Source organism: Actinocatenispora sera (assembly GCF_018324685.1).
GTDB classification, from domain to species: Bacteria; Actinomycetota; Actinomycetes; order Mycobacteriales; family Micromonosporaceae; genus Actinocatenispora; species Actinocatenispora sera.
The window spans coordinates 4465788-4489363 of sequence record NZ_AP023354.1 but is presented as its reverse complement, the minus strand read 5'-3'; the positions used below and the strand labels follow the sequence as shown (position 1 = coordinate 4489363).

Genomic DNA, 23576 nt, shown 5'->3' with positions numbered 1-23576 from the left:
CTGCCCACGCCCACCGCGCCGGCACCGGCGGCAGTCGCCGCGCCATCCTCATCGGTACCACGAATTCAACCAGAACGGCCGCATCGTGCGGCTCGCACCTCGGAGGTAACAATGTCCCGTCCGGTACTCCCCCTGCTGGTCGCGGCCGCCGCGACGGTCTCGGTCGCCGGTTGCGGCGGCTCCGGCGACGACACCGCAGCCGGCGCCCGCAGCCACCGGCCGTCCGCACCGGCCAGCTCGGCCGCCAGCCCCAGCGCGCCGAGCCCGAGCCGGACCGGGCCGACCCTGCCGGCCGCCGCCGACGGTACCGACATCCACGCCTGTTACGACGGGCGGTGCGAGGTCCGTGTTCGCGCGCCGCAACGCATCCCGCTGTCGCCGAAGACCGGCTTCGCCAAGCTGACGGTCACCTCGATCACCGCGCAGGGCATGCGGGTGGACACGGTCGGCACCAACGGCAGCACCGGTCAGGCGACGGTCTCCGCGCAGGGCGGCGGGTACGCCATCGCCACCCTCAACGGGCTGGAGATCGCCACCCTCGGGGTGCTCGACGGCGTCGCGGTCATCCGCCTCTCCCCCGCCGGCTGACCGCCCGCAGGACGTGACGGCCGTCCCCCGAAGCCGGCGCGGATCCCCGATTGGAGCGGGCCAAGGTTCGAGGACGGTTAAGCGTGGCTCGACTCGGCCACGAGCGCGGCGCGGCGCTTGACCCGGATTCCCGCCGAGAGTTTGCTGGCGGCGTCTGTTCGTTCCCGTGTCCTCAAGGAGGCACCGTATGGGAAGAACCGTGCGGCCCGGGCGGCTGATCGTCGGCTCGCTCGTCGCCACCACCGCACTCGGGCTCACCGTCCTGTCCGCACCGGCCTGGGCCGGGGGACGACACCAGATCGCCGACAGCACGCCTCGGTGGCTGCCCCACGCGCACGCGCTCGGTGACACCGCCGCGGCCAGCCGGGTCGACTTCGGCGTCCTGCTGCACATGCGCGACCATGCCGGCGCCGTCGACACACTGCGCGACGTGTCCGACCCGACCAGCGCGCACTACGGCAGGTGGCTGAGCTCGGCCCAGTTCCGGTCCCGGTACGCGCCGGCCGCGACCGACGTGTCCGCGGTGCGCAGCTGGCTGTCCGGCCAGGGCTTCCGGGTCGGCGACTCGCTCGGCGGCGGCATGTACGTCGAGGCCAGCGGCACCGCGAAGCAGGTCGAGCACGCGTTCGCCACCACCCTCAAGACCTACTCGTACCGCGGCGTGCGGGTGCGCTCCAACGACGGCGCGCTGTCGTTCCCGGCCGGTACGCCGGCGCAGGTCACCCACGCGGTGGCCGGCGTGCTCGGCGTCGACCAGGGCTCCCAGCTGCACAAGCCGGCCGACGAGGCGCCCGGCCCGCCGGACGGCGCCCGCTACGGGGTCGACGTCAAGCCCTGCTCGGCCTACTTCGGGCAGCAGACCGCCACCGACAAACCCGCCGCGTACGGGAAGAAGCAGCCGTACGCGTCCTGCGGCTACGGGCCCCAGCAACTGCAGTCGGCGTACGGGGAGAGCGCGCTGCTGCGCGCCGGCATCACCGGCCGCGGCGTCACCGTGGCGATCACCGACGCGTACGCGGCGCCGACGATCTACGCCGACGCCCAGCAGTACAACAGCGTGCACCACCAGCCGAAGTTCCGGCCCGGCCAGTTCCGGCAGATCACACCGGGGCCGGACGGCTACGACATGATCGACGAGTGCGGCGGCAACGGCTGGTACGGCGAGGAGACCCTCGACGTGGAGGCGGTGCACGCGATGGCGCCCGGCGCGAACATCGTGTACGTCGGCGCCAAGGACTGCTCGTCCGGGCTGGACGACGCGTGGGCGAGGACGATCGACGACCACGTCGCCGACGTCGTCACCAACTCGTGGACCGACGGCACCGACGACGTGTCGCTGCTCGGCCAGGACTACGTCGACTTCTACGACCAGTTCTCGCTGGAGGCGGCGCTGACCGGGATCACGGTCAACTTCTCCTCCGGTGACGCCGGCGACCACACCGCCGGCGGTACCGACCTGGGCGCGAAGACGGTCGAGTTCCCGGCCGACGTGCCGTACGTGACCGGCGTCGGTGGCACCAGCATCGGCATCGACTCGCACGGCCGGCGCATCTTCGAGCACGGCTGGCAGACCTCGTACGCCGACCTGACCGACGGTTCCTGGGGCGAGCTGCCCGGCCCGTACTCCTCCGGCGGTGGCGGCGGCACCAGCGTGCTGTTCGATCAGCCGTTCTACCAGCAGGGTCGGGTGCCGAGCTCGATCTCGCAGACCAACGGCGGCGCGCCGATGCGCGCGGTGCCGGACATCTCGATGGTGGGCGACCCGAACACCGGCATGGTCGTCGGCGAGACGCAGGTGTTCCCGGACGGTACCTACTGGGACCAGTACCGCATCGGCGGTACCAGCCTGTCCTCGCCGCTGCTCGCCGGCGTGGTCGCGATGGCCGACCAGCTGACGCACCGCTCGCTCGGGTTCGTCAACCCGGCCTACTACCGGCTGCTGCGCACCCCCGCGCTCTACGACGTGACCGCGCCGCGCGCCCCGCTCGCCGAGGTGCGCACCAACCTGGTCAACGGCGTGGACGCCACCGACGGCAAGAGCTACCAGCTGCAGACGATCGACGTGCAGACCAGCACCATCCACAGCACCCCCGGGTACGACGCCGAGACCGGTGTCGGCAGCCCCCGCGGGCCGCTGTTCTTCGCCGGCCTCGCCGTCACCTCGCACCGCTGACCGGGTTCCGGGTGGCCGCCATGCCGGCCACCCGGACGCCGGGACGCCCGGATGCCCGGACGCCGGGGCGCCGGACGCCGGGACGCCGGGACGCCGGGACGCCCGGATGCCCGGACGCCGGGGCGCCGGACGCCGGGACGCCGGGACGCCGGGAGGCCCGTCGGATCGTCGGTACGGTTCGTGCCGGCACCAACCACCCGCCGGTTCCGGCGCCGCACGGATCGGCCGGTTCGGGATCGCTACGCTCGGTGCAGGCGGCCGGGCACCCGGCGCGGAAGCGCGCCGCCCGACCGGTCGAGGGGGTGGCGAGGCGGTGCGGTTGTGGTCGCTGCATCCGCGCTACCTGGACCGGCAGGGCCTGCTCACCTGCTGGCGGGAGGCGCTGCTCGCGCAGCGGGTCCTGGTGCGTCCCGGCCGCGGCTACACCAACCACCCGCAGCTGCACCGGTTCCGGGCCCAACCGGACCCGGTGGCGGCGATCGGCCGGTACCTGGCCGGGCTCGCCGACGAGGCGGACCGGCGCGGCTACCGCTTCGACCGGGGCCGGATCGAACAGTGCGCCGGCACGGCGCCGACGATCCCGGTGACCCGCGGTCAGCTCGACCACGAGCGCCGGCACCTCGCCGCCAAGCTCGCCGACCGCAACCCCGACCGGGCGGTACTGCTGCCGGCGGTGGTGTCACCGCATCCGTCGTTCGTGGTGGTGGCCGGCCCCGTCGAGGACTGGGAACGCGCCGCCCCGCGGTAGCGCCCGCGCCCAGCTCACCCACCACGACGCGGTCCGATCCACCCGATCGCGGCGGTCAGGGGCGCGGAGGTCAGGGCCGCGGAACTCAGGGGCGGTGAGCTCAGGGGCGGTGAGCTCAGGGGCGGTGAGCTCAGGGCCGCGGGGCTCCGGGGTGCGGGGGTCGGCGGACGGCGAGGCGAGCAGCGAGATCGTCGACCGGCAGCGGTACCCGGGTCGGCCGGATCGCGAGCAGCAGCAGCGCGGCGCCGAGCCCGCACAGCGTGGCGAGCAGGTGCCCCAGGTCCCAGATCGTGCCGTGCACCAGTACCGGTGCGAGCACCCCGAGCGCGAGCACGACGGCACCGGCGACCCGCAGCCAGCCGGGCAGTACCAGGATCGCCGCCGCACAGCAGGCCACCATGACGTAGCTGACGCCGACGTCGGTGGACAGCGCGAGCGAGCGCGGCGCGGCACCGGTCCGGATCGCGTGCAACTCGACCACCGCGGTCAGCAGCGACCCCAGTACGTGCCCCGCGAGGCCGATCAGCACCAGCCGGGGCGTGCCGTAGCGGCGCTCGGCGTACGCGGCAACGACCGTGAACACGGCGAGGTAGCCGATCAGCCCGGCACCACGGTCGGCGACCCACAGCCCGCTTGCGACCAGCACGCTGATCGGCTTGGCGTGCAGCCCGACCAGGTTGGTGGACTGGATCGTCGTCAGCACGGTGATCAGCCGGGGCGGTGCGGCCCGCTGCACCAGCGTGGAGGCGGTGAAGATCGCGCAGTAGGCGAAGGTGGCGGGTGCGCTCAGCACCCAGGCATGCAGCCGGCCGGTCCACCGACCGAGGCGGCGCACCAGCCGGGCCGCCGGCGCGAAGATCCGGGCGACCGCGCGGAGCAGGTACCAGAGGATCGTGACGGCGAGCAGCACCGCGACCGTGATCATCCGCTCAGTGTGGTTGGCCGGTCCCGCCGCCGGCGCGGTTTCCGCCCAACAGCGCCGGTCGCACCGCCCGAACGGCACCGACCCGCGGAGTCCGTGGGTCGGTGCCGATGCCGATCGTCAGCCGGCGGCCCGGGCGCCCTGGGCGCGCGCGGCGTCCTGGGCCCGCTGCGAGACGTCGCGCAGATGCTGCTCGGCCTCGGTGCTCAGCGAGGTGTGCAGGATCTTGCCGCCGAACTGGTACTGGGCGAGCTCGGTGGCGACCTTGTCGATCGTCACCTGGTCGACCAGCACGAACAGCGCCGCGGTACCCGGGCGCAGCTCCGAGCCGACCTTCTTCATGAAGCCGTCGTCGACTCCGACGTCGGTGAACTTGCCGGCGACCGCGCCGCCGGCCGCGCCCAGCGCCATGCCCAGGAACGGCGCGAAGAACAGCAGCCCGATCAGGCCACCCCACAACGCCCCACCGGCCGCGCCGGCCCCGGTCATGTTGCGGGCCTGGTGCAGCTTGACCTTGCCGTCCGGTTGGGCCTCCACGATGGCCGCGTCCCGGATCGAGATCAACCCCTGTTTCTGCAGCTCGAACAGCTTCTCGCGGGCCTGCTCGGCTGTGCCCACGTCACGGTAGGCGATCGCCGCCAGATCACTCATTCGTCCCCCCGGATACGTCGTGACCGACGCGTCGATCCTAGGGCGGCCGGCCTTCCGGCAGATCGATACGCGGAAATCCGTCCGGCGCTTCGGCGGCGGTCGCGGACCGCATGATCGGCGCCGCCTCGGCGCCCGATCGGCAGCGCCTCACGGCTGGAAGCGGTAGCCCATGCCCGGTTCGGTGATCAGGTGCACCGGCCGGCTCGGGTCGGCCTCCAGCTTCCGGCGCAGCTGCGCCAGGTACTGCCGCAGGTACTGGGTCTCGTCGCGGTACGTCGGCCCCCACACCTGCTGCAGCAGCTGGCGCTGGCCGACGAGCTTGCCGGGCGAGCGCAGCAGCACCTCCAGCAGCTGCCACTCGGTCCTGGTCAGGTGCACCGTCCGCGCCGGGTCGTCGGTGCGGTACACCCGCCGTCCGACCAGATCGACGGTGTGCGCGCCGATCGGTACCGCCGGAGGCTCGTCGGCCGGCCCGAGCCGCCGGGTCACCGCGCGCAGCCGGGCCACCAGCTCCTCCATGCTGAACGGTTTCGTCACGTAGTCGTCCGCGCCGGCGTCCAGCGCCTCCACCTTGTCGATCGCGTCGGACCGGCCGGACAGCACCACGATCGGTACCGGTGTCCAGGTACGCAGGTCGCGGATCAGCTCGGCGCCGTCGATGTCGGGCAGCCCCAGGTCGAGAACTACCAGGTCGGGGTGCTCGTCGGCGGCGGCCCGCTGGGTCTGCGCGCCGTCGGCGGCCGTCACCACCTGGTAGCCGCGGGCGGTCAGGTTGATCCGCAACGCGCGTAGCAGCTGCGGCTCGTCGTCCACGATCAGCACCCGCGTCATGCCCGCTCCTCGTCGTCTCGTACCCGGGCCGCCTCGACGTCGCCGCGCCGCGCACCCCGGCCGCGCCGCGCATCAGCATCGCCGCCGGGCCGCGCATCAGCATCGCCGCCGAGGAGCGCAGCGGCGTCCGGGCCGAGCCGCGCGTCGACGTCCCGGCCGCGTCGCCAGGCGGCGACCCGGCGCAGCGCGGCGTCGGCCGGAGGCTGGTCCGCGCCGCCGAGCGCATCCTCGACCACCGGCAGCCGCAGGGTCATGGTCAGCCCCCCGCCCGGCGTGTGCTCCGGGTCGAGCGTGCCGTGCATCGCCTCGGCGAGCCCCCGCGACAGCGCCAGGCCAAGCCCGACACCGGTCTCGTTGTCCCGGTCGCCGAGCCGCTGGAACGGCAGGAACACGGTGTCCCACTTGCTCGCCGGAATGCCCGGGCCCCGGTCGACCACCCGCACCGCCACGTACCCGCCGTGCTCGCTGACCGACAGCTGCGGCGGCCGCTCCGCCGGGCTGTACCGCAGCGCGTTGCGCAGCAGGTTCGCCAGGATGCGCTCCACCAGGACCGGGTCGGCCAGTACCTCCGGGGTGTCGTCCGGGATCCGCACCGGTACCGGCCGGGCCGCGGCACCGACCTCGTCGAGCGCGGCGGCGGTGGCCTCGGCGACGCTCATCGGCTGCGGCCGCATGGCAAGCGCGCCGGCCTGCAGTCGGCTCATGTCCAGCAGGTTGTCGACCAGCCGGTGCAGCCGGCCCAGCGACTCGGCGACGGTGTCGACCAGCTCGGCCCGGTCGGCGGCCGACAGCGTGACACCGGGACTGCGCAGCCCGTCGACCGCGGCCATCGCCGCCGCCAGCGGGGTGCGCAGGTCGTGGCTGACGGCGGACAGCAGGGCGGTGCGCAGCCGGTCCACCTCGGCCATCGAGCCGGCGGTGGCGGCCTGCTCGGCGAGCCGCTGCTCGCGCAGCGCGAGCGCGGCCTGGGCAGCGAACGCCTGGACGACCCGGCGGTCGGCGGCGGCGAGCGGATGACCGCGCATCGCGAGGCACGTGTCGCCGTCGACCAGGATGTCCGCATCGGCCTCCCCCGGTGTCAGGCACGGCGGCGCGCCGACGGTGCCGGCGACCGACCAGGCCTGCCGGTCGTGCTGCACGTCCGGGCCGTCCGGTACGTCCGTGCGGCGCTCCAGCAGCGTCACCGCGGCGAACCGGTACGTCTCGCGCAGCTGGCCGAGCAGCGCTCGCACCGCCGGGGAGCCGCGCAGCACGCTGCCGGCCAGCGTGAACAGCGTCTCCGCCTCGGCCCGGGCACCGGCCGCCTCCCGGGTACGGCGGGCGGCGACGTCGACCGCGACGCTGACCGCCACCGCCATCGCGAGGAACACCGCGACTGCGAGGACGTTCTCCCGCTGGTTGATGGTGAGCGTGTGGTAGGGCGGCGCGAAGAAGTAGTTGACCAGCAGCGAGCCGAGCACCGCGGCGGTCAGCGCCGACCACAACCCGCCGACCAGAGCGACGACCACCACCCAGGCCAGGTACAGCAGGATGTCGCTGGTCAGGGTCAGCTCGCCGCGCAGCTGGGTCAGCGCCAGGGTCAGCAACGGCAGCCCGACCAGCGCGAACAGGAAGCCGAACAGCCGGCGCTGGGCGCTGAGCGCGGCCGGCGGTGCCGACCGGCCCCGACCGCGGTGCACCTGCTCGTGGGTGACCAGGTGCACGTCGATCGAGCCGGACGCGGCAGTCGTGGTCACCCCGACCCCACGGGACAGGATCTGGGCGAACCGGTTGCGCCGGCTGGCGCCGAGCACCAGCTGGGTGGCGTTGACGCCCCGGGCGAAGTCCAGCAGTGCGGTGGCGATGTCGTTACCGACGACCTGGTGGTACGTGCCGCCGAGGTCCTCGACCAGGGTGCGCTGCGCGGTCAGGTCGGCCGGGTCGGCGCCGCCGACCAGTCCGTCGTTGCGGGTGACGTGCACGGCGAGCAGGTCGGCGCCGGTGGTGCGTTCGGCGATCCGGGCGGCGCGGCGGATCACCGTGCCACCCTCCGGCCCTCCGGTCAGCGCCACCACCACCCGTTCCCGGGTCTCCCACGGTTGCGAGATGCGGTGCTCGGCCCGGTACCGGTCGAGCTGGTCGTCGACCTTGTCGGCGAGCCAGAGCAGCGCGAGCTCCCGCAGCGCGGTCAGGTTGCCGACCCGGAAGTAGTTGGCCAGCGCCGCGTCGATCTTCTCGGCCCGGTAGATGTTGCCGTGCGCCATCCGGCGCCGCAGGGCCTCCGGCGTCTGGTCGACCAGCTCGATCTGGTCAGCCCGGCGCACGATCGCGTCCGGCACCGTCTCGCGCTGCGGTACCCCGGTGATCTCGGTGACCACGTCGTTGATCGACTCGAGGTGCTGGATGTTGAGCGTGGTGATCACCACGATGCCGGCGGCCAGCAGCTCCTGGACGTCCTGCCAGCGCTTGGCGTTGCGCGAGCCGGGCACGTTGGTGTGCGCCAGCTCGTCGACCAGCACCGCCTCGGGCGAGCGGGCGAGCACCGCGTCGAGGTCCAGCTCGGTGAAGCTGGCCCCCCGGTACTCCAGCGTGGCCCGCGGCACCACCTCCAGCTCGCCGAGCATCGCCTCGGTCTGCGGCCGGCCGTGCGTCTCGACCAGGCCGACGACCACGTCGGTGCCGCGCTCGGCGCGCCGGCGGCCCTCCTCCAGCATCCGGTAGGTCTTGCCGACGCCCGGCGCGGCGCCGAGGTAGACGCGCAACAGTCCCTGCGTCATCGCCTGGCCGAGCCTCTCGCGTTCATGATCACTGTCGGTAAGGGTACTTCGCGTCTAGTGCGTGGTTGAGCTCAACCACGTCGACCGCCGACTCGCCCATGAACCCCAGCGCCCGCCCGGTGGTGTACCGGTCGACCAGCGCCCTGACGGTGGCCGGGGCGACGTGCCGCTCGCGGGCGATCCGGGGCACCTGCAGCTCCGCGTACCGGGTGCTGATCTGCGGGTCCAGGCCGCTGCCGCTGGCGGTGACGGCCTCCGCCGGTACCGCGGGGTGCGCCGGAGCGTCGCCCCGGACCGGCGTGACCACCGCGCGGGAGTAGTCGGCGCCGTACCGGGCACACGCCACCCGCACCCCGTGGTACCGGGTCAGGAACGGGGTCGCCGGGCACTGCTGGTCGAGGCTGACCACCCGGGTGACCGCGCCGCTGTCACCGTGCGTACGGAAGACCCCGAGCACCGCGCCGACCCCGGTGGAGGTGCAGTACGGCCGGGCGCCGTCCACGTGCTCCAGCCGCCCCACGGCGAGGCTGCGCGCGCAGACCTGGCTGAGCAGGCTGGGCGTACCGGTATCGTGCTTGTCGGCCGGGTTGCGCAAGGTGTCGACCACGCTCTCCGGCCCCAGGTTGGACGCGCCGGTCGCGGTCGGGTCGTAGCCGCCGGCCGACGGCCGGGACTGGAAGTACTGCACCAGCGGCCGGCCGTGCGCGTCGGTGAACGACTGGCCGATCAGCGAGCTGCCGACGGCACGGCCGTCCTGCCGGAGCAGCGACCCGTTCGCGGCGTCCCGCAGGCCGGGCAGTTGCACGAGGCCGGTGACCAGCAGCGGGTAGGCGACGCCGGTGAGGACGGTCAGCACGAGCACGGCGCGCAACGCGGCGACATGCGCTCTGATCCAGGACGGTACACGCATCACGAGATCCCCGGAACGAACTGGATGACAAGGTCGATGAGCTTGATCCCGACGAACGGCGCGACGATCCCGCCGAGGCCGTAGACCAGCAGGTTGCGTCGCAACATCGACGCCCCGTTGGCGGGCCGGTAGCGCACCCCGCGCAGCGCCAGCGGGATCAGCGCCACGATGACGAGCGCGTTGAAGATCACCGCGGACAGGATCGCCGAGGTCGGACTGTGCAGCCGCATGATGTTCAGCGCGTCCAGCCCCGGGTAGAGCGCGGCGAAGATCGCCGGGATGATCGCGAAGTACTTGGCGATGTCGTTCGCGATCGAGAACGTGGTGAGCGCGCCGCGGGTGATCAGCAGCTGCTTGCCGATCGCCACGACCTCGATCAGCTTGGTCGGGTCGGAGTCCAGGTCGACCATGTTGCCGGCCTCCTTGGCCGCCGAGGTACCGGTGTTCATCGCCACCCCGACGTCGGCCTGGGCCAGCGCCGGCGCGTCGTTGGTACCGTCGCCGGTCATCGCGACGAGCCGACCGCCCTGCTGCTCACGCCGGATCAGCGCGAGCTTGTCCTCCGGCGTCGCCTCGGCGAGGAAGTCGTCCACCCCGGCCTGCGTGGCGATCGCGGCCGCGGTACGCGGGTTGTCACCGGTGATCATCACGGTCCGGATGCCCATCCGGCGCAGCTGGTCTAACCGTTGCGCCATCCCCTGTTTGACCACGTCGGCGAGATGGATCACGCCGAGCACCCGGGCGACACCGCCGGTCAGCTCCCCCACCACCAGCGGGGTACCGCCGGCGGCGGAGACGTCGTCGACGATCGCGGCGACGCGGTCCGGCACCGCACCGCCGGCGGCGCGTACCCAGTCGGTGATCGCGGCGGCGGCGCCCTTGCGTAGCTGCCGGGTACCGGTGCCGGCCGGCAGGTCGACGCCGGACATCCGGGTCTGCGCGGTGAACGGCACCCACACCGCGCCGGTGAGCTCGCCGGCCGCGCGCTCGCGCAGCCCGTACTCGCTCTTCGCGTGCACCACCACCGACCTGCCCTCGGGCGTCTCGTCGGCGAGGCTGGACAGCTGTGCGGCGTCGGCCAGCTCGGCCGCCGACACCCCGTCGGCCGCCACGAAGCCGCTCGCCTGCCGGTTGCCCAGCGTGATGGTGCCGGTCTTGTCCAGCAGCAGCGTGTCCACGTCGCCGGCGGCCTCGACTGCCCGGCCGCTCATCGCGAGCACGTTGCGCTGCACCAGCCGGTCCATTCCGGCGATGCCGATCGCGGACAGCAGCGCGCCGATCGTGGTCGGGATCAGGCACACCACCAGCGCCACCAGGACGACCCCGGTCACGCCGTGCGCGTCGATGGTCGCACTGTCGGGTGCGAACGCCTGCGCGTGCCGGGCGAAGACCGCCATCGGCTGCATGGTCGCGACCGCGAGCAGGAACACGATCGTCAGCGTGGCGAGCAGGATGTTCAGCGCGATCTCGTTCGGCGTCTTCTGCCGGTTCGCGCCCTCGACCAGGCCGATCATCCGGTCGATGAAGCTGTCCCCGGGCCGCTGGGTGATCCGCACGACGATCCGATCGGACAGCACCCGGGTACCGCCGGTGACCGCGCACCGGTCGCCGCCGGACTCGCGGATCACCGGTGCCGACTCGCCGGTGACGGCCGACTCGTCGACGCTGGCGATGCCCTCGACGACGTCGCCGTCGCCGGGGATCACCTGGCCGGCCTCGACCAGTACCACATCGCCGCGGGCCAGCTGCGGCGCCGGCACCGGCTGCTCGGCAGGGTCGGTGGCACCCGGGCTCCAGTCGACGAGCCGACGGGCCAGGGTGTCGGTCTTCGCCCGGCGCAGCGCGTCGGCCTGCGCCTTGCCCCGGCCCTCGGCGACCGCCTCGGCCAGGTTCGCGAACAGCACGGTCAGCCACAGCCAGCCGGCGATCGCCCACCCGAACACGCTCGGCGACGCGGCGGCGAGCACCGTGGTGAACACCGAGCCGACCTCGACGACCAGCATCACCGGGTTGCGCCACAGGGTCAACGGGTCGAGCTTGCGCAACGCCTGCGGCAGCGCGGCGAGCAGTTGCCGGCGGTCCAGCAGCCCACCGGCCCGCACCCGTGGCGCCGGCCCGGTGACGGCCGGTACCGCGACTTCACGGACGGACATGACGTCCTTCTGTTGTGTCGTCTGGGGTTTCATCGCACACCTTCGGCCAGCGGGCCGAGCGCGAGCGCCGGCAGGAACGTCAGCGCCACCAGGATCACCGTGACGCCGACGAGCATCCCGACGAACAGCGGCTGGTGGGTGCGCAGCGTGCCGGGCGACTCCGGTACCGGGGACTGTTTCGCCAGCGAGCCGGCCAGCGCGAGCACGAACACGATCGGCAGGAACCGGCCGAACAGCATCGCCAGCCCGGTCGCGGTGTCGTACCAGCTGCTGCCGACGCTCAGGCCGGCGAACGCGGAGCCGTTGTTGTTGGCCGACGAGGCGAACGCGTACAGCACCTCGGACAGCCCGTGCGCGCCGGAGTTGAGGATGCCGGCCCGGCCGGAGGCGGTGGCGAGCGCAGCGGCGGTGCCGACCAGCACCAGCGCCGGCACGGTCAGGAAGTACAGGCTGGCGAGCTTGACCTCGCGGGCGCCGATCTTCTTGCCCAGGTACTCCGGGGTGCGGCCGACCATCAGCCCGGCCAGGAACACCGTGAGCACGGCGAGGATCAGCATCCCGTACAGGCCGGAGCCGACGCCGCCCGGCGCGACCTCACCGAGCAGCATGTTGCCGATCGTGATCCCGCCGCCGAGCGCGGTGTACGAGTCGTGGAACGAGTCGACCGCACCGGTCGAGGTGAGCGTCGTCGCCGCACCGAACGTGGCCGAGTTCAGCACCCCGAACCGGGTCTCGGTGCCCTCGGTGGCACCGCCGACCGCGGTCGGCACCGTACCGGGGTGCATGCCCTCGGCGACGTTGATCAGCACCACGCTGCCGATCGCGAGGACCGCCATCGCCGCGACGATCGCGTACCCCTGCCGGCGGTTGCCGACCATCCGACCGAACGTGCGCGGCAGGCTGAACGCGATCAGCAGGATCAGGAAGATCTCCACCCAGTTGGTCCATGACGTCGGGTTCTCGTACGGGTGCGCCGAGTTGGCGTTGTAGAACCCGCCGCCGTTGGTGCCGAGCTCCTTGATGACCTCCTGGCTCGCCACCGGGCCGCCGGTCAGGTGCTGGGCGCCACCGGCGATCGTGTGCACGTCGGTACCGGCGGAGAGGTTCTGGATCGCACCACCGGCGACGAGCACGACCGCGCCGAGCACCGCGATGGGCAGCAGGATACGGACGGTGATGCGCACCAGGTCGACCCAGAAGTTGCCCAGCTCGTCGGTGCGCCTGCGGGCGAACCCGCGGACCAGCGCCACCGCCACCGCGATCCCGGTCGCGGCGGACACGAAGTTCTGCACCGCCAGTCCGGCCATCTGCACCAGGTAGCCCAGCGTCGACTCGCCGGAGTACCACTGCCAGTTGGTGTTGGTGACGAAGCTGACCGCGGTGTTCCAGGCGCCGGCGGGTGCGACGGCGGGCATGCCCAGCGACAGCAGCAGCTGGTGCTGCAGCCGCAGCATCAGGTACAGGAACAGGATCGAGGCGGCGGCGAACGCGAGCACGCTGCGGGCGTACGCCGACCAGGTCTGCTCGCCGTCGGCGCGCACCCCGATCAGCCGGTACGCGAGGCGCTCGACGCGCAGGTGCCGGGTGCCGGTCACCACCCGGTACAGGTGGTCGCCGAGCGGCCGGTGCACCAGCGCCAGCGCGACGACCAGGGAAGCTGCGAACAGGATGCCCGCACCGGTGTCGCTCACGAGAAACGCTCCGGGCACAGCAGGGCGGCCACCAGGTACCCGACCAGCGCCACCACGACGACCAGGCCCACCACGTCGACGACGATCACAGCCGCGCCACCGCCCTGACCGTCAACGCCAGCAGTACGAACGACGCCAGCGTCACGAGCACGAAAGCCACGTCAGCCATCGCGCCTGGTCCCTCCCCTCGATCGGTTCGCGCCCCGATGGGCTTGCCGTGATCGAGTGAAGTACCGCCCGGGGCTGCGGGCCACGGTCCTTGACGCGAAAACAACGGCCCCAAGGGAGTTCCTGACGCGTTCTTGACGCGTACGGGCGGCGCCCGCGGTGCGGCGGCCCCGACGGGGGCACCGGCCGCCGCACCGCGGTGTCGACGGCCCGGCGCCGGGCGGAGGCTCGGCGGTGTCGCCGGCCCGGCGCCGGGTGGCGGGCGGTGTCAGTCGGCCGGCTTCGACAGGCCGTGGATCGTGCCACCGCCAACCGTCTTCTCGGTGGAGTGCGCCGCCACCCAGCTGTCGATCGAGCTGGTACCGCCGGGCCCGCCGCGGCCGCCGCCCATCCCGCCGGCGACGTAGTACCGGACCTCGCCGGCCGCGACGTATCGCCGGAACTGCGCCACCGTCGGGTGGGCGTCGCTGCCGGAGAGCCCGCCGATGCCGAGCACCGAAGCACTGTCCACGGCGAGCTCCAGTTCGGCCCGGTCGCACCGTCGAACATCGCGGTGCCACCGCCGCCCGGGCCGCCACCGCCGGTGCACACCTCCCGCACCGGCGTCACGCTGCCGCCGTCGGTGAATACCTCCCTCGCCGCGCCGGGCATGCCACCGCCGCCCGGGCCACCGCCGGAGCCACCGGTGAGCCGGCTCAGCCCGTTGTACCCGAGGGCCCGTTGCAGCAGACTGTTGTCGGTCGACCCGCCGATGTACAGCCGGGAGCCGGCCGGCCACAGCTCGACCAGCGCGACGTACCAGCGCCCCGGTTACCGCGCACGCTCCGGCCACCATCAGCAGCACCAGCAACGCGTCCGGGTCGTCGAACCGGAACGTCAGTACCGCCACCGGGGTCAGTGCGAGGATCGCGCCGGCGCCGAGGCCTGCCGCGTACCCGGCCACCGGGCGCACCGCCCCGTACAGCAGCGCCACCGACGCGACGCCGAGCAGCGCCTGCGGTACCGGCATGCTCCACGAGGAGAAGCCGAAGACGCGGCCGGACAGCGCCATCAGCCAGATCGAGGCGGGTGGCTTGTCCACGGTGATCCCGGAGCCCGCGTCGACCGCGCCGCACAGCAGCGCCTTCCAACTGATCGTGTCGGCCTGCCCGGCGCCGGCGTAGAACGAGTTGGCGTGGCCGTTCGCGGACAGGTTCACCAGGTACAGCGCGGCGGTGCCCGGCAGCAGCACCACGAGCGCCGGGCGGGCCCAGCCGGGCCGGTCGGCGGTACGGGCGAACGCCGCGCGTCGTCGCGCTCATATGCGCCCCTCCCCCGTCGCACCGTTCGCCGGGTACTGGTGGTGGGCTCGCGCGTGCTCGTTCTTGCCTGCTCCTCGACGTCGTCGGCACCCGGCGGCCGTTCGGTGCCGTCCGGCCGCGCGGGACGCACGCTCGTCTGGCGCGGCGGCACTTCGCCGGCTTCGGCGGGTGGTGCGGCGGTGCGGATCGGCTCGGGCCGGCCGAACACCCAGCCGCGCAGCGGCACGAACCGCAGCGCCGTCGCGACCAGGTTCGCGGCCACCAGGACCGCGAACTCCAGTACCCGGCCGGGCGTGGTCGCCGCGTGCAGCACCGCGAGCGCACCGCTGGTCAGCTCCAGCCCGAACGCGAACACCAGCAGCCCGGTAGCTGGTGCCGGCCGGCGTGCCGGCGGCCTTGGTGCCACCCATGAGGGCGGCCTGTGCCCTGTACGTCCTGGTCGTCGGCAGCTGCCGGGTTTCGCCCCGGCTGCGGGGTAGTCGCCGTGGCGCCGTGGCCGGAGTGCTTAACCGTTTGCGGCCCCGGATCGGGGGCGGTTAGCTTCGCCGGCATGAGACCGATCGCCGAGAGTGACATTCGCGCCTCGTTCGTCAACTGCACCAAGGGCGAGGCGAAGCGGTTGGCCCTCCCTCGCGACCTCGCCGCCGCCCCGTGGGACGACCTGGACTTCCTCGGCTGGCAGGACGGGGCCGCACCCGACCGGGCGTACCTGGTGGCCGAGTTCGGCGACGGACCGCTCGGCGTGGCGCTGCGGCGCGCGAGCGGTGGCGCCGGCCGGATGCGGCGCACCATGTGCTCGCTGTGCCTGACCACGCACACCGCCGGCGGCGTGTCGTTGCTGACCGCGCGGCGGGCGGGCAAGGCCGGCCAGCAGGGCAACTCGGTCGGGTTGTACGCCTGCAGCGACCTCGCCTGCTCGCTCTACCTGCGCGGCAAGAAGGAGATCTGGGCGGCCGGCAAGATCCAGGAGTCGCTGAGCGTGCCGGAGAAGGTCGACCGGCTCACCACCAACCTGACCGGTTTCCTCTCCCGCACCACCGCCTAGCCTCGGGTCCTCGGCGCCGCCAGCCGGATCGCCGGCCGTCACGACGTCGGTCGCCACCGCGCCTCGTCAGGGCGCGAGGTGGAAGTCCGCGAAGTCGAAGCCCGGGGTGACCACGCAACTGACCAGGGTCTCGGCCGGGCCGGCCGGGTTGGCCGACTGCCAGCAGCCCGGCGGCACCACCGCCTGCGGTCGCTGCCCCCGCCGGAGGTCACCACCCAACAGCACCGTGCGCGGCGAGGCGTCCGGGTTCTCACCGGTGCCGCCGAGGCGCAGCTCCAGCGGGCCGCCGCCGTGCCACAGCCACAGCTCGGCCGAGCGCACCGTGTGCCACCGGGACCGCTCGCCCGGACGCAGCAGGAAGTAGATCGCGGTGCCGGCCGGCCGCTCGCTGGGGTACCCGTCCGGACGCACCGGCACGTCGCTGCGCCAGGTCTCCCGGTACCACCCGCCCTCCGGGTGCGGGCGCAGGTCGAGCAGTTCGGCGGTCGCCGGTCGTTGGCCGTGAGCGGACACGGTCTCCTCCTCGTGGTCGGGCACCTCTCGGTACGGCCGGTCCAGCCTCGCACCGCCGCACACGACCGCAGCGGGCGCACCCCACCGGCGGTCGGATATACGATGGTCTCCAGCTGATTTGGGTGGAGCGGCTTCGGGCGACGGGGAGCGCATGGCGGTGCAGCAGGGCGGCGGGGCGGATCTGGCGCGGTTGCGCCGGTTCAACGAGCAGGCGGTGCTGACCGCGGTGCGCGCCGCGGGCGCGCGCCGGGTCGCCGAGATCGCCGCCGACACCGGCCTGTCCCGCGCCTCGGTCGAGGACGTGGTGCGCGGCCTGATCGAACGCGGATGGCTGGCCGAGCAGGCACCGGTCGCGGTGGGCCGTGGCCGACCGGCCCGCCGGTACCGGTTCCGCGGCGAGGCCGGTCGGCTGCTCGGCATCGACATCGGCGCGTACAACATCCGCGCGGCGGTGGCCGACCTGAACGGCACCGTGCTCGCGAGCGTGCGGACGGCCTCGACCCCGCGGTCCAGCCGGTCGCGCCGGCTGGCGGCGCTCGACGCCGCGGTCCGCGACTGCCTCGCCGCGGCCGACACGAACCCCGGCGCTGTCTGGGTGACCGGGGTCGGCACCACCGGCTGGGTCGACCGGGCCGGTCGGGTGGTGCTCGCCAACGCCATCCCCGACTGGTCCGGCGTCGACCTGGCCGGGCACCTGTCGGCCGCGCTGCCCGGCCCGGTGCTGGTGGAGAACGACAGCAAGCTCGCCGCGCTGGCCGAGCAGCGCCGCGGCGCGGGCCGCGGGGTGCCCGACATGGTGCTGCTGCAGGCGGGCCGGCGCACCGGTATCGGCCTGGTCATCGACGGCCGGCTGCACCGCGGCGCCGGCGGGGTGGCCGGCGACCTGTCGCTGCTGCCGACGCTGAAGTGGGAGTCGGCGGTGGAGTTCCTGCGGCAGTGCCCGCTGCCGCCGACCGGCGTGCTGGCCGGCAACCGGATCGACGCGGTACTGGCGGCGGCCGGTGCCGGCGACCCCGCCGCGACGCGCGCGGTGCGCCGCTACGTGCGAACGATGGCGGGCGCGGCCGCCGCGGCGGTGGCGATCGTGGACCCGGTCGCGCTGGTACTGGCCGGATCGCTGTCGCGCCGCGGTGATGTGCTGCTGCCGCCGCTGGTCGAGGAGCTCGCGCTGCTGTGCCTGCGCCCGCCGGAAGTACGGGTGTCCACGCTCGGCGCCGACGCGGTGGCGCTGGGTGGGGTGTGTCTCGCGCAGGACCGGCTGGAGTCGCACCTGGCCGGCACCGACCGTCCGCTGGCCGCACCGGCCGCTTCTTGACAGGCGGCTCACCACCTTCCTTTAATGGTGGACACTAGCGAAATAGCGGTGACCGGCCATCGCCGCGGACTCGGCGGTGCCCGGGTCGATCCGGCGCCCGCCATCCGGCGAGGAAGGTGGACCTGCGGTGACCACAACGGATTCGGCCGGCGCGAGCCGGCGCGAGGTCCTCTCGCTGGGCGCGGCGCTCGGCGCCGGGCTGGCCCTCGGTGCCGGCGCGACACTGCTTCCCGGCGCACCGGCGTCCGCCGCGCCGGGCCGGCCACGAACCGCCGGTGGGCTGCGGTACTGGCTGCCGGCGAACACCAGCAAGGTGCTGCGCGACGAGTCCCCCACCGGCGCGCCCGGGACGATCGAGCTCAGCGCCGCCGGCAACGAGTACGAGAGTGCCCAGCTGCTGCTGCGCGCCGCCGGCGACCCGCTGGAGGCCACCGTGTCGGTCAGCGGGTTGCGCGGGCCGCACGGCGCGCTGCCGGCCGACGCGGTGGAACTGTTCCGGCAGCACTACATCCAGGTGACCGCGCCGGAGAACACCCGCTACCCGGCCGGCTGGTACCCGGATGCACTGGTACCGCTGCGATCCGGCGGCACCGTGCCGGTCACCGCCGGGCAGAACCAGGGCCTGTGGCTGCGGGTGCGGGTGCCCGCCGGGCAGGCCGCCGGGCCGTACACGGGCGCGCTGAGCATCACCGCAGCCGGGACCACGCTGCGAATCCCGGTGCACCTGACGGTCCGCGACTTCGACCTGCCGGTCACCACGTCGGCGCCGACCGCGTTCACCATCTGGTACGACCAGGTCGCCTGGGCGCACGGCGTCACCGCCGGCACCGAGGAGTACGCGGCGCTGATGGACCGGTACTACTGGTTCCAGGTCGAGCAGCGGCTGTTCCCCGACGACCTGCCGATCGGCACCGACCTGGCGCCGGCCGAGTGGGCGGAGCGGGCCGAGCCGTACCTGACCGACGAGCGGGTCCGCTGCTTCCGGATCCCGTACTACGGCGGCGACATCCTCGGCAGGACCGCGCAGCTGGTCGGCATCCTGCGCGCGAAGGGGTTGCTGCACAAGGGTTTCTTCTACCTGGGTGGGCTGATCGACGAGCCGAAGCCGGCCGACTACGACCGGGTGCGCGAGCTGTGCCGGCAGGTCGAGCAGATCGCGCCGGAGGTGCCGCACGTGGTGACGACCACCCCGGTCGCCGCGCTCGCCGACGACGTGGCCACCTGGTGCGTGCCGTTCGGCCACTACGGGCAGCCGATGACCGACTGGGTGCGCTCCGCCGGCAAGCACGCCTGGTGGTACCCGCTGGTGGGCACGAGCTGGCCGCTGCCGAGCGTGTTCATCGACGACAGCCTGCTCGGTACCCGGCTGATCGGCTGGCTGCAGCACGACCTCGGCATCGAGGGGCTGCTCTACTGGTCGACGACGATCTTCGAGAAATGGAACGGCACGGCCTACGTCCCGCGCGACACCTGGGCCGACCCCACCGGGTACCCGAAGACCAACGGGGACGGGTTCCTGCTCTACCCGGGCAAGCAGGTCGGCATCGACGGGCCCGTCGGTACGCTGCGGGCCGAGGCGCTGCGCGACGGGCTGGAGGACCTGGAGTACCTGGTGCTGTGGGAGAGCCGGATCGCCGCGGTCACCGACCGGCTCGGCCTCGGCGACGCGCTGGACCACCGCGCGGTGACCCGGCCGGTGTTCGACCGGCTCTACACGGCGCTCAACGACTACACCGAGGATCCGGCCCGGCTCGCCGCCGCCCGGGACGAGGTCGCCGGGCAGATCGTCGACCTGGCCCGGGGCGTACCGGCGCTGGTGACGGTGCCGTCGGCGGTCGAACACGGCGTGCTGGTCGACGTGTACGCGGCGGCGACCACCCGGGTGCGGGTGAACGGCCGGCACGCGGTCCGGCACCGCGCCGCCGGGGACGCCGCGGTGTGGCGGGCCGCGCTGCCGCTGCCCGCGGGGGTGCACCAGCTCGACATCGAGCTCACCGACGGTGCGCGCCGCTCGCACCAGCACCGCCAGGTGCTCGTCGCGGCGCCCGAGCCGGCACTGCGGACGGTGCCGGTCAACGACTTCGAGACCGACGCCGACCTGACCCGGATGACGCTCAACCACGTCACGGTCACCCGCTCCGACCAGCACGCCACCAGCGGGTCGTGCAGCCTCGCCGCCACTTACCCGGCGAACGTCGCCTGGCCGGGCATCTCGTTCGACGCGGCGAAGCATCTCGGCGGCGCAGACTGGTCGGCCCACCACTACCTGGCGTTCGACGCGTACAACCCGAACGACGGGGTGCCGCCGGTGCTGTACGCGAAGTTCCACGGCGCCGACGGCAGCGCCGACGACAAGCATCCGGTCTGGTTCGCCCCCGGCGCCAACGAGATCCGGATCGACCTGCACCGGGTCACCATCGACCGCACCGCCGTCGGCCGGCTGGAACTGTACGGCTTCCAGTCCTTCGATCCGGTGCCGCTGTTCCTCGACAACCTCCGCTTCCTCGACGAGAGCTGACGGGGTGGGTGTCGCCCCGGGCGTCCACCGTGGACGGTGCGCGTACCGGCGGCGGCGCAAGCTCGACCACCGCCTATGATCATTCGCCTGGGCAGGCGGCGCGGGTCGCGACGCGCGGTCGATCGGGGCGGTGGCTATGAGGTTCGCCGTGCTGGGGCCGCTGTCGGTGCGGGCCGCCGACGGTACCGCCGTGCCGGTGCCCGGCGAGCGCTGCCGCGCGGTGCTCGCCGTCCTGCTGTGGCACGCGAACCGGCCGGTGCCGGTGTCGGTGTTGACCGAGGCGGTGTGGCACGGCGCGCCGCCGGACTCGGCCGCCTCCAACCTCCAGACGTACGTGTCCCGGCTGCGCCGGCTCCTACCGGCGGTGTCGCTGACCCACGCGTACGGCGCGTACCGGTTGACGGTGCCCGACGACGAGCTCGACCTGTCGGTGTACGCGGCCCGGGTCGAGGCCGGCCGAGCGGCACTGGCCGCCGGCGACGCGGCCGCCGCGGCGGCTGGACTGCGCGCCGCGCTCGGCCTGTGGCGGGACCGGCCGCTGGTCGACGTGGACGTGCCGCTGTTGGAACCGGACGCCGACGCGCTGGAGGACGACCGGCTCGCCGTCGTCGAGGACTGCATGGAGGCGGAGCTGGCCGGCGGCCGGCATGCCGACCTGGTCGGCGAGCTGCAGGCCCTGGTCGGCAAGCACCCGCTCCGGGAACGCCTGCGCGGCCAGCTGCTGCGTGCCCTCGCCGCGTCCGGGCGCACCGCCGAGGCGCTCGAGGCGTACGCGCGGGCGCGAGACGAGCTGGCCGACGCGCTCGGCACCGAGCCCGGCCCGCAGCTGCGCGAGCTGCACACCCGCATCCTGCGCGGCGAGATCGTCGCCGCGCCCGCGCCGCGGCCGACCCTGACACCGGCGTCGGTCTGCCAGCTGCCCGCGCAGGTACCGGACTTCACCGGCCGGCGAGACGAGCTCGCCGCGCTGACCGCGCTGCTGTCCGCCGCCACCGACACGGTGCCGGTCGCGGTCGTCACCGGCACGCCGGGCGGCGGAAAGACCGCCCTTGCGGTACGGGCGGCGCACTCGGTGCGGGCGCACTATCCCGACGGGCAGCTGTTCACGCACCTGGCCGGCGGTTCCGGGCGACCGCGTGATCCGGCCGACATCCTCGCCGAGCTGTTGCGCGCGCTCGGCGTGGCCGGGCCGAGCCTGCCGGACGGCCTGGCCGAACGCGCCGCCGCGTACCGGTCGTTGCTCGCCGGCCGGCGGGTGCTGGTCGTGCTCGACGACGCCACCGACGCCGCCCAGGTGCGGCCACTGCTGCCGGGCACCCCGGGCAGCGCCGTGCTGGTGACCGGCCGGCGCCAGCTGCCCGGGCTGTCCGGGCACGCCCACCCGGTACGGCTCGGCCCGCTCGGAGCCGCCGAGGCGCGGGCGATGCTGGCGGCGGCGGTCGGCGCCGACCGGCTTGCGGCGGAACCCGAGGCGACCGACCGGATCCTGGCCGCCTGCGGCCGGCTCCCGCTGGCGCTGCGGGTGGCCGGCGCCCGGCTCGCCGACCGACCGGACTGGGCGGTGGAGACGCTGGCCGACCGGCTCGACGACGAGCAGCGCCGGCTGGACGAGCTGGCCGTCGACGACGTCGAGGTACGGGCCAGCCTCTCGCTCAGCTACGCCGGCCTCGCCGCCCCGGTACGGCGGGGACTGCGCCTGCTGGCGCTGCTGGATCCGGTGACGGTCGCGGACTGGTCGATCGCCGCGCTGCTGGGCGGCGCGGATCCGACCGCCGAGCACGGCGAGGCGAGCGAGGCGGACACCGACCGGGTCGTCGGCGCCCTGCTCGCGGCGAACCTGCTCGACCCCGTCGGACGAGACCGGGCGGGGCAGCCCCGCTACCGGCTGCACGACCTGCTGCGCACCTACGGTCGGGAGCGGGCCCGGACCGAGGATCCGGTCGAGGCGCGGCGCGCCGCGATACGCCGGCTGTTCCACCGCGCCGCGACGCTGACCGTACTGGCCGACGAGGGCGTACCGCGGCAGGAACCGGTGCCGCGGCTGCCGGACGATCCGCCGGCACCCACCGCGACCGGGCCGCTGGTGCACCGGATCCGGCGCGACCCGCGGGCGTTCCTCGACGCCGAACGGGCGAACCTGATCGCCGCCGCGATCCACGTCGCCGGCCAGGGGCGTACCGGACAGGCGGCGTGGTTCGCCGGGCACCTGCATCCGCAACTGTGGCTGGACGGCCGCACCGAGGACCTGATCCGGCTGCACACCGCGATCCGCGACGCGGCGGGCGCCACCGGCGACGAACCCGCCCGGCTGCGCACCGAGTACCTGCTCGGCCGGGTGCTGACCCGGCGCGGCGAGCACGACGCCGCGCTGCGGGCGGTGACCCGCTGCGAGCACGAGGCCGAACGCCTCGGCCTGACGCACCTGTTCGCCTGCTGCCTAGCCACCCGCGGCCACCTGCTGCGCAGCACCGCGACCGACGCCGACGACAGCCTCGGGTACGCCCGGCGGGCGGTCGAACTGTTCGCCGAGCTCGGCGACCGTGCCGCGGCGACCGCGGCGCAGCGCGAGCTGGCATTGGCACTCAACCGGGCCGGCCGCTCCGACGAGGCGTTCGCGGTACTGGAGCAGGCCGTCGCCGGCGCCCGCGAGCTGGCCGACCCGGCACTGCAGGCATTGGTACTCAACGGATACGGCGTCTGGTCGATGGGCGCCGGCCGGTACGCGCAGGCCCGGGAGGCCGGGCTGGAGTGCCTGGCCGCGCTGCGCCGGCTCGACGACCGGGTCGGCGGGCTGCAGGCGCAGTGCCAGATCGGCCTGGCCGACCTCGCCCTCGGCCACCACGACGAGGCGGTACGCCGGTTCGCGTCGGCGCGCGCCGACGCCCTCGCGTACGGCGACGCGGAGATCGCCGCGTTCGGCACCGTGGTCGTCGCGACGAGCTGGATCGCCGACGGCCGGCCGGACGAGTCGGTACCGGTGCTGGAACGGTGCGTGCGCACGTTCCGGGAGCTGTCCCAGCCGCGGCGGGTCGCCCAGGGGCTGCGGGTGCTCGCCGCGGCCTACGACGCGCTGGACCGGGCCGCCGACGCCGAGCGGGCCCGGGCCGAGGCGGCCGGTCTCGACGGGTACGACGGGACCGGCGCGCCGCGCACCCTGTCCACCCGCCTGCTGCTGCGCCTGGCCGCCGGGAACACCACCGACTGACGCGCGCCGGCGCGTGTGGCGGCGATGTGGCGCCGGTGTGGCGGGCCCGTCGACACTCTGCGCACCCGGGGAGAACGACGTCTTCCCG

The 23576-nt window shown here is 74.0% G+C and carries 18 protein-coding genes and 1 pseudogene; 7 read left to right on the top strand and 12 right to left on the bottom strand.

Going from position 1 to position 23576, the window contains the following annotated elements; translation table 11 throughout:
• Window positions 1–111 precede the first annotated feature (111 nt).
• The 3 genes from Asera_RS21410 (at window position 112) to Asera_RS21400 (ending at window position 3509) form a co-directional block, all read left to right on the top strand.
• Entirely contained in the window at window positions 112–588 is a 477-nt protein-coding gene (locus tag Asera_RS21410) for a hypothetical protein (protein WP_030446174.1), read from the top strand.
• 187 nt (window positions 589–775) lie between these two features.
• A complete protein-coding gene (locus Asera_RS21405) occupies window positions 776–2761 on the top strand; it encodes a S53 family peptidase (RefSeq protein ID WP_030446175.1) in 1986 nt (661 codons plus the stop codon).
• Window positions 2762–3074: 313 nt separating this feature from the next.
• Window positions 3075–3509, top strand: coding sequence for a pyrimidine dimer DNA glycosylase/endonuclease V (locus Asera_RS21400; RefSeq protein WP_030446176.1), 435 nt, complete (start codon window positions 3075–3077; stop codon window positions 3507–3509).
• Between the two features lie 130 nt (window positions 3510–3639).
• Here Asera_RS21400 and Asera_RS21395 read toward each other — a convergent pair whose 3' ends face one another.
• From Asera_RS21395 to Asera_RS33645, 11 genes and pseudogenes are all read right to left on the bottom strand, one after another.
• Window positions 3640–4434: a rhomboid-like protein gene (locus tag Asera_RS21395; protein WP_030446177.1), complete on the bottom strand. Its 795-nt coding sequence runs from the start codon at window positions 4432–4434 to the stop codon at window positions 3640–3642.
• 117 nt (window positions 4435–4551) lie between these two features.
• The gene (locus Asera_RS21390; protein WP_030446178.1) at window positions 4552–5082 is read right to left on the bottom strand and encodes a DUF1269 domain-containing protein; all 531 of its coding nucleotides are present in this window, start codon (window positions 5080–5082) and stop codon (window positions 4552–4554) included.
• Between the two features lie 147 nt (window positions 5083–5229).
• Window positions 5230–5913, bottom strand: a complete 684-nt coding sequence (locus Asera_RS21385) for a response regulator (protein WP_030446179.1) — start codon at window positions 5911–5913, stop codon at window positions 5230–5232.
• Window positions 5910–8669, bottom strand: a complete 2760-nt coding sequence (locus Asera_RS21380) for a sensor histidine kinase (RefSeq protein ID WP_084131484.1) — start codon at window positions 8667–8669, stop codon at window positions 5910–5912. Before Asera_RS21380 ends, Asera_RS21385 begins: the two co-directional genes overlap by 4 nt.
• Window positions 8670–8697: 28 nt before the next feature.
• On the bottom strand, window positions 8698–9579 hold the full coding sequence (locus Asera_RS21375) for a potassium-transporting ATPase subunit C (protein ID WP_030446181.1): 882 nt from the start codon (window positions 9577–9579) through the stop codon (window positions 8698–8700).
• A complete protein-coding gene (kdpB, locus tag Asera_RS21370) occupies window positions 9579–11732 on the bottom strand; it encodes a potassium-transporting ATPase subunit KdpB (RefSeq protein WP_030446182.1) in 2154 nt (717 codons plus the stop codon). The genes Asera_RS21375 and kdpB overlap by 1 nt, the downstream gene beginning before the upstream one ends.
• 29 nt (window positions 11733–11761) lie before the next feature.
• The gene (kdpA, locus tag Asera_RS21365; RefSeq protein ID WP_030446183.1) at window positions 11762–13423 is read right to left on the bottom strand and encodes a potassium-transporting ATPase subunit KdpA; all 1662 of its coding nucleotides are present in this window, start codon (window positions 13421–13423) and stop codon (window positions 11762–11764) included.
• The gene (gene kdpF / locus Asera_RS21360; protein ID WP_030446184.1) at window positions 13420–13512 is read right to left on the bottom strand and encodes a K(+)-transporting ATPase subunit F; all 93 of its coding nucleotides are present in this window, start codon (window positions 13510–13512) and stop codon (window positions 13420–13422) included. The genes kdpA and kdpF overlap by 4 nt, the downstream gene beginning before the upstream one ends.
• Window positions 13513–13859: 347 nt before the next feature.
• Window positions 13860–14087 carry a mannosyltransferase YkcB-related protein gene (locus tag Asera_RS34125; RefSeq protein ID WP_483297583.1) on the bottom strand — a complete coding sequence of 76 codons (228 nt, stop codon included), beginning with the start codon at window positions 14085–14087 and terminating at the stop codon, window positions 13860–13862.
• Window positions 14088–14245: 158 nt separating this feature from the next.
• Window positions 14246–14825 (bottom strand): annotated as a pseudogene (locus Asera_RS33230) (glycosyltransferase family 39 protein); the annotation flags it as partial.
• Entirely contained in the window at window positions 14786–15247 is a 462-nt protein-coding gene (locus Asera_RS33645) for a GtrA domain-containing protein (RefSeq protein ID WP_030446186.1), read from the bottom strand. The pseudogene Asera_RS33230 and the gene Asera_RS33645, both read right to left, overlap by 40 nt.
• A 195-nt stretch (window positions 15248–15442) precedes the next feature.
• On the opposite strand from Asera_RS33645, the gene Asera_RS21345 reads away from it, so the two are divergent.
• A complete protein-coding gene (locus Asera_RS21345; protein WP_030446187.1) occupies window positions 15443–15937 on the top strand; it encodes an FBP domain-containing protein in 495 nt (164 codons plus the stop codon).
• Between the two features lie 66 nt (window positions 15938–16003).
• On the opposite strand, the gene Asera_RS21340 is transcribed toward Asera_RS21345, so the two are convergent.
• Complete coding sequence (locus Asera_RS21340) at window positions 16004–16450, bottom strand: cupin domain-containing protein (RefSeq protein WP_051802227.1); 447 nt, start codon at window positions 16448–16450, stop codon at window positions 16004–16006.
• A gap of 151 nt (window positions 16451–16601) precedes the next feature.
• Between Asera_RS21340 and Asera_RS21335 the strand changes: the two genes are divergently transcribed.
• The 3 genes from Asera_RS21335 to Asera_RS21325 all read left to right on the top strand — a co-directional run bounded on the left by Asera_RS21335 (window position 16602) and on the right by Asera_RS21325 (window position 23488).
• Entirely contained in the window at window positions 16602–17765 is a 1164-nt protein-coding gene (locus Asera_RS21335; RefSeq protein ID WP_030446189.1) for an ROK family transcriptional regulator, read from the top strand.
• A 127-nt stretch (window positions 17766–17892) separates the two neighbouring features.
• Window positions 17893–20283, top strand: a complete 2391-nt coding sequence (locus tag Asera_RS21330; protein ID WP_030446190.1) for a DUF4091 domain-containing protein — start codon at window positions 17893–17895, stop codon at window positions 20281–20283.
• A 136-nt stretch (window positions 20284–20419) separates the two neighbouring features.
• The gene (locus Asera_RS21325) at window positions 20420–23488 is read left to right on the top strand and encodes an AfsR/SARP family transcriptional regulator (protein WP_051802207.1); all 3069 of its coding nucleotides are present in this window, start codon (window positions 20420–20422) and stop codon (window positions 23486–23488) included.
• Window positions 23489–23576: the final 88 nt, after the last annotated feature.

Bases quoted from the DNA above. Each gene is read 5' to 3' on its own strand.
- Asera_RS21410 (WP_030446174.1), top strand. From the start codon at position 112: ATGTCCCGTCCGGTACTCCCCCTGCTGGTCGCGGCCGCCGCGACGGTC.
- Asera_RS21405 (WP_030446175.1), top strand. From the start codon at position 776: ATGGGAAGAACCGTGCGGCCCGGGCGGCTGATCGTCGGCTCGCTCGTC.
- Asera_RS21395 (WP_030446177.1), bottom strand. From the start codon at position 4,434: ATGATCACGGTCGCGGTGCTGCTCGCCGTCACGATCCTCTGGTACCTG.
- Asera_RS21390 (WP_030446178.1), bottom strand. From the start codon at position 5,082: ATGAGTGATCTGGCGGCGATCGCCTACCGTGACGTGGGCACAGCCGAG.
- Asera_RS21385 (WP_030446179.1), bottom strand. From the start codon at position 5,913: ATGACGCGGGTGCTGATCGTGGACGACGAGCCGCAGCTGCTACGCGCG.
- Asera_RS21380 (WP_084131484.1), bottom strand. From the start codon at position 8,669: ATGACGCAGGGACTGTTGCGCGTCTACCTCGGCGCCGCGCCGGGCGTC.
- Asera_RS21375 (WP_030446181.1), bottom strand. From the start codon at position 9,579: ATGCGTGTACCGTCCTGGATCAGAGCGCATGTCGCCGCGTTGCGCGCC.
- kdpB (WP_030446182.1), bottom strand. From the start codon at position 11,732: ATGTCCGTCCGTGAAGTCGCGGTACCGGCCGTCACCGGGCCGGCGCCA.
- Asera_RS21345 (WP_030446187.1), top strand. From the start codon at position 15,443: ATGAGACCGATCGCCGAGAGTGACATTCGCGCCTCGTTCGTCAACTGC.
- Asera_RS21335 (WP_030446189.1), top strand. From the start codon at position 16,602: ATGGCGGTGCAGCAGGGCGGCGGGGCGGATCTGGCGCGGTTGCGCCGG.
- Asera_RS21325 (WP_051802207.1), top strand. From the start codon at position 20,420: ATGAGGTTCGCCGTGCTGGGGCCGCTGTCGGTGCGGGCCGCCGACGGT.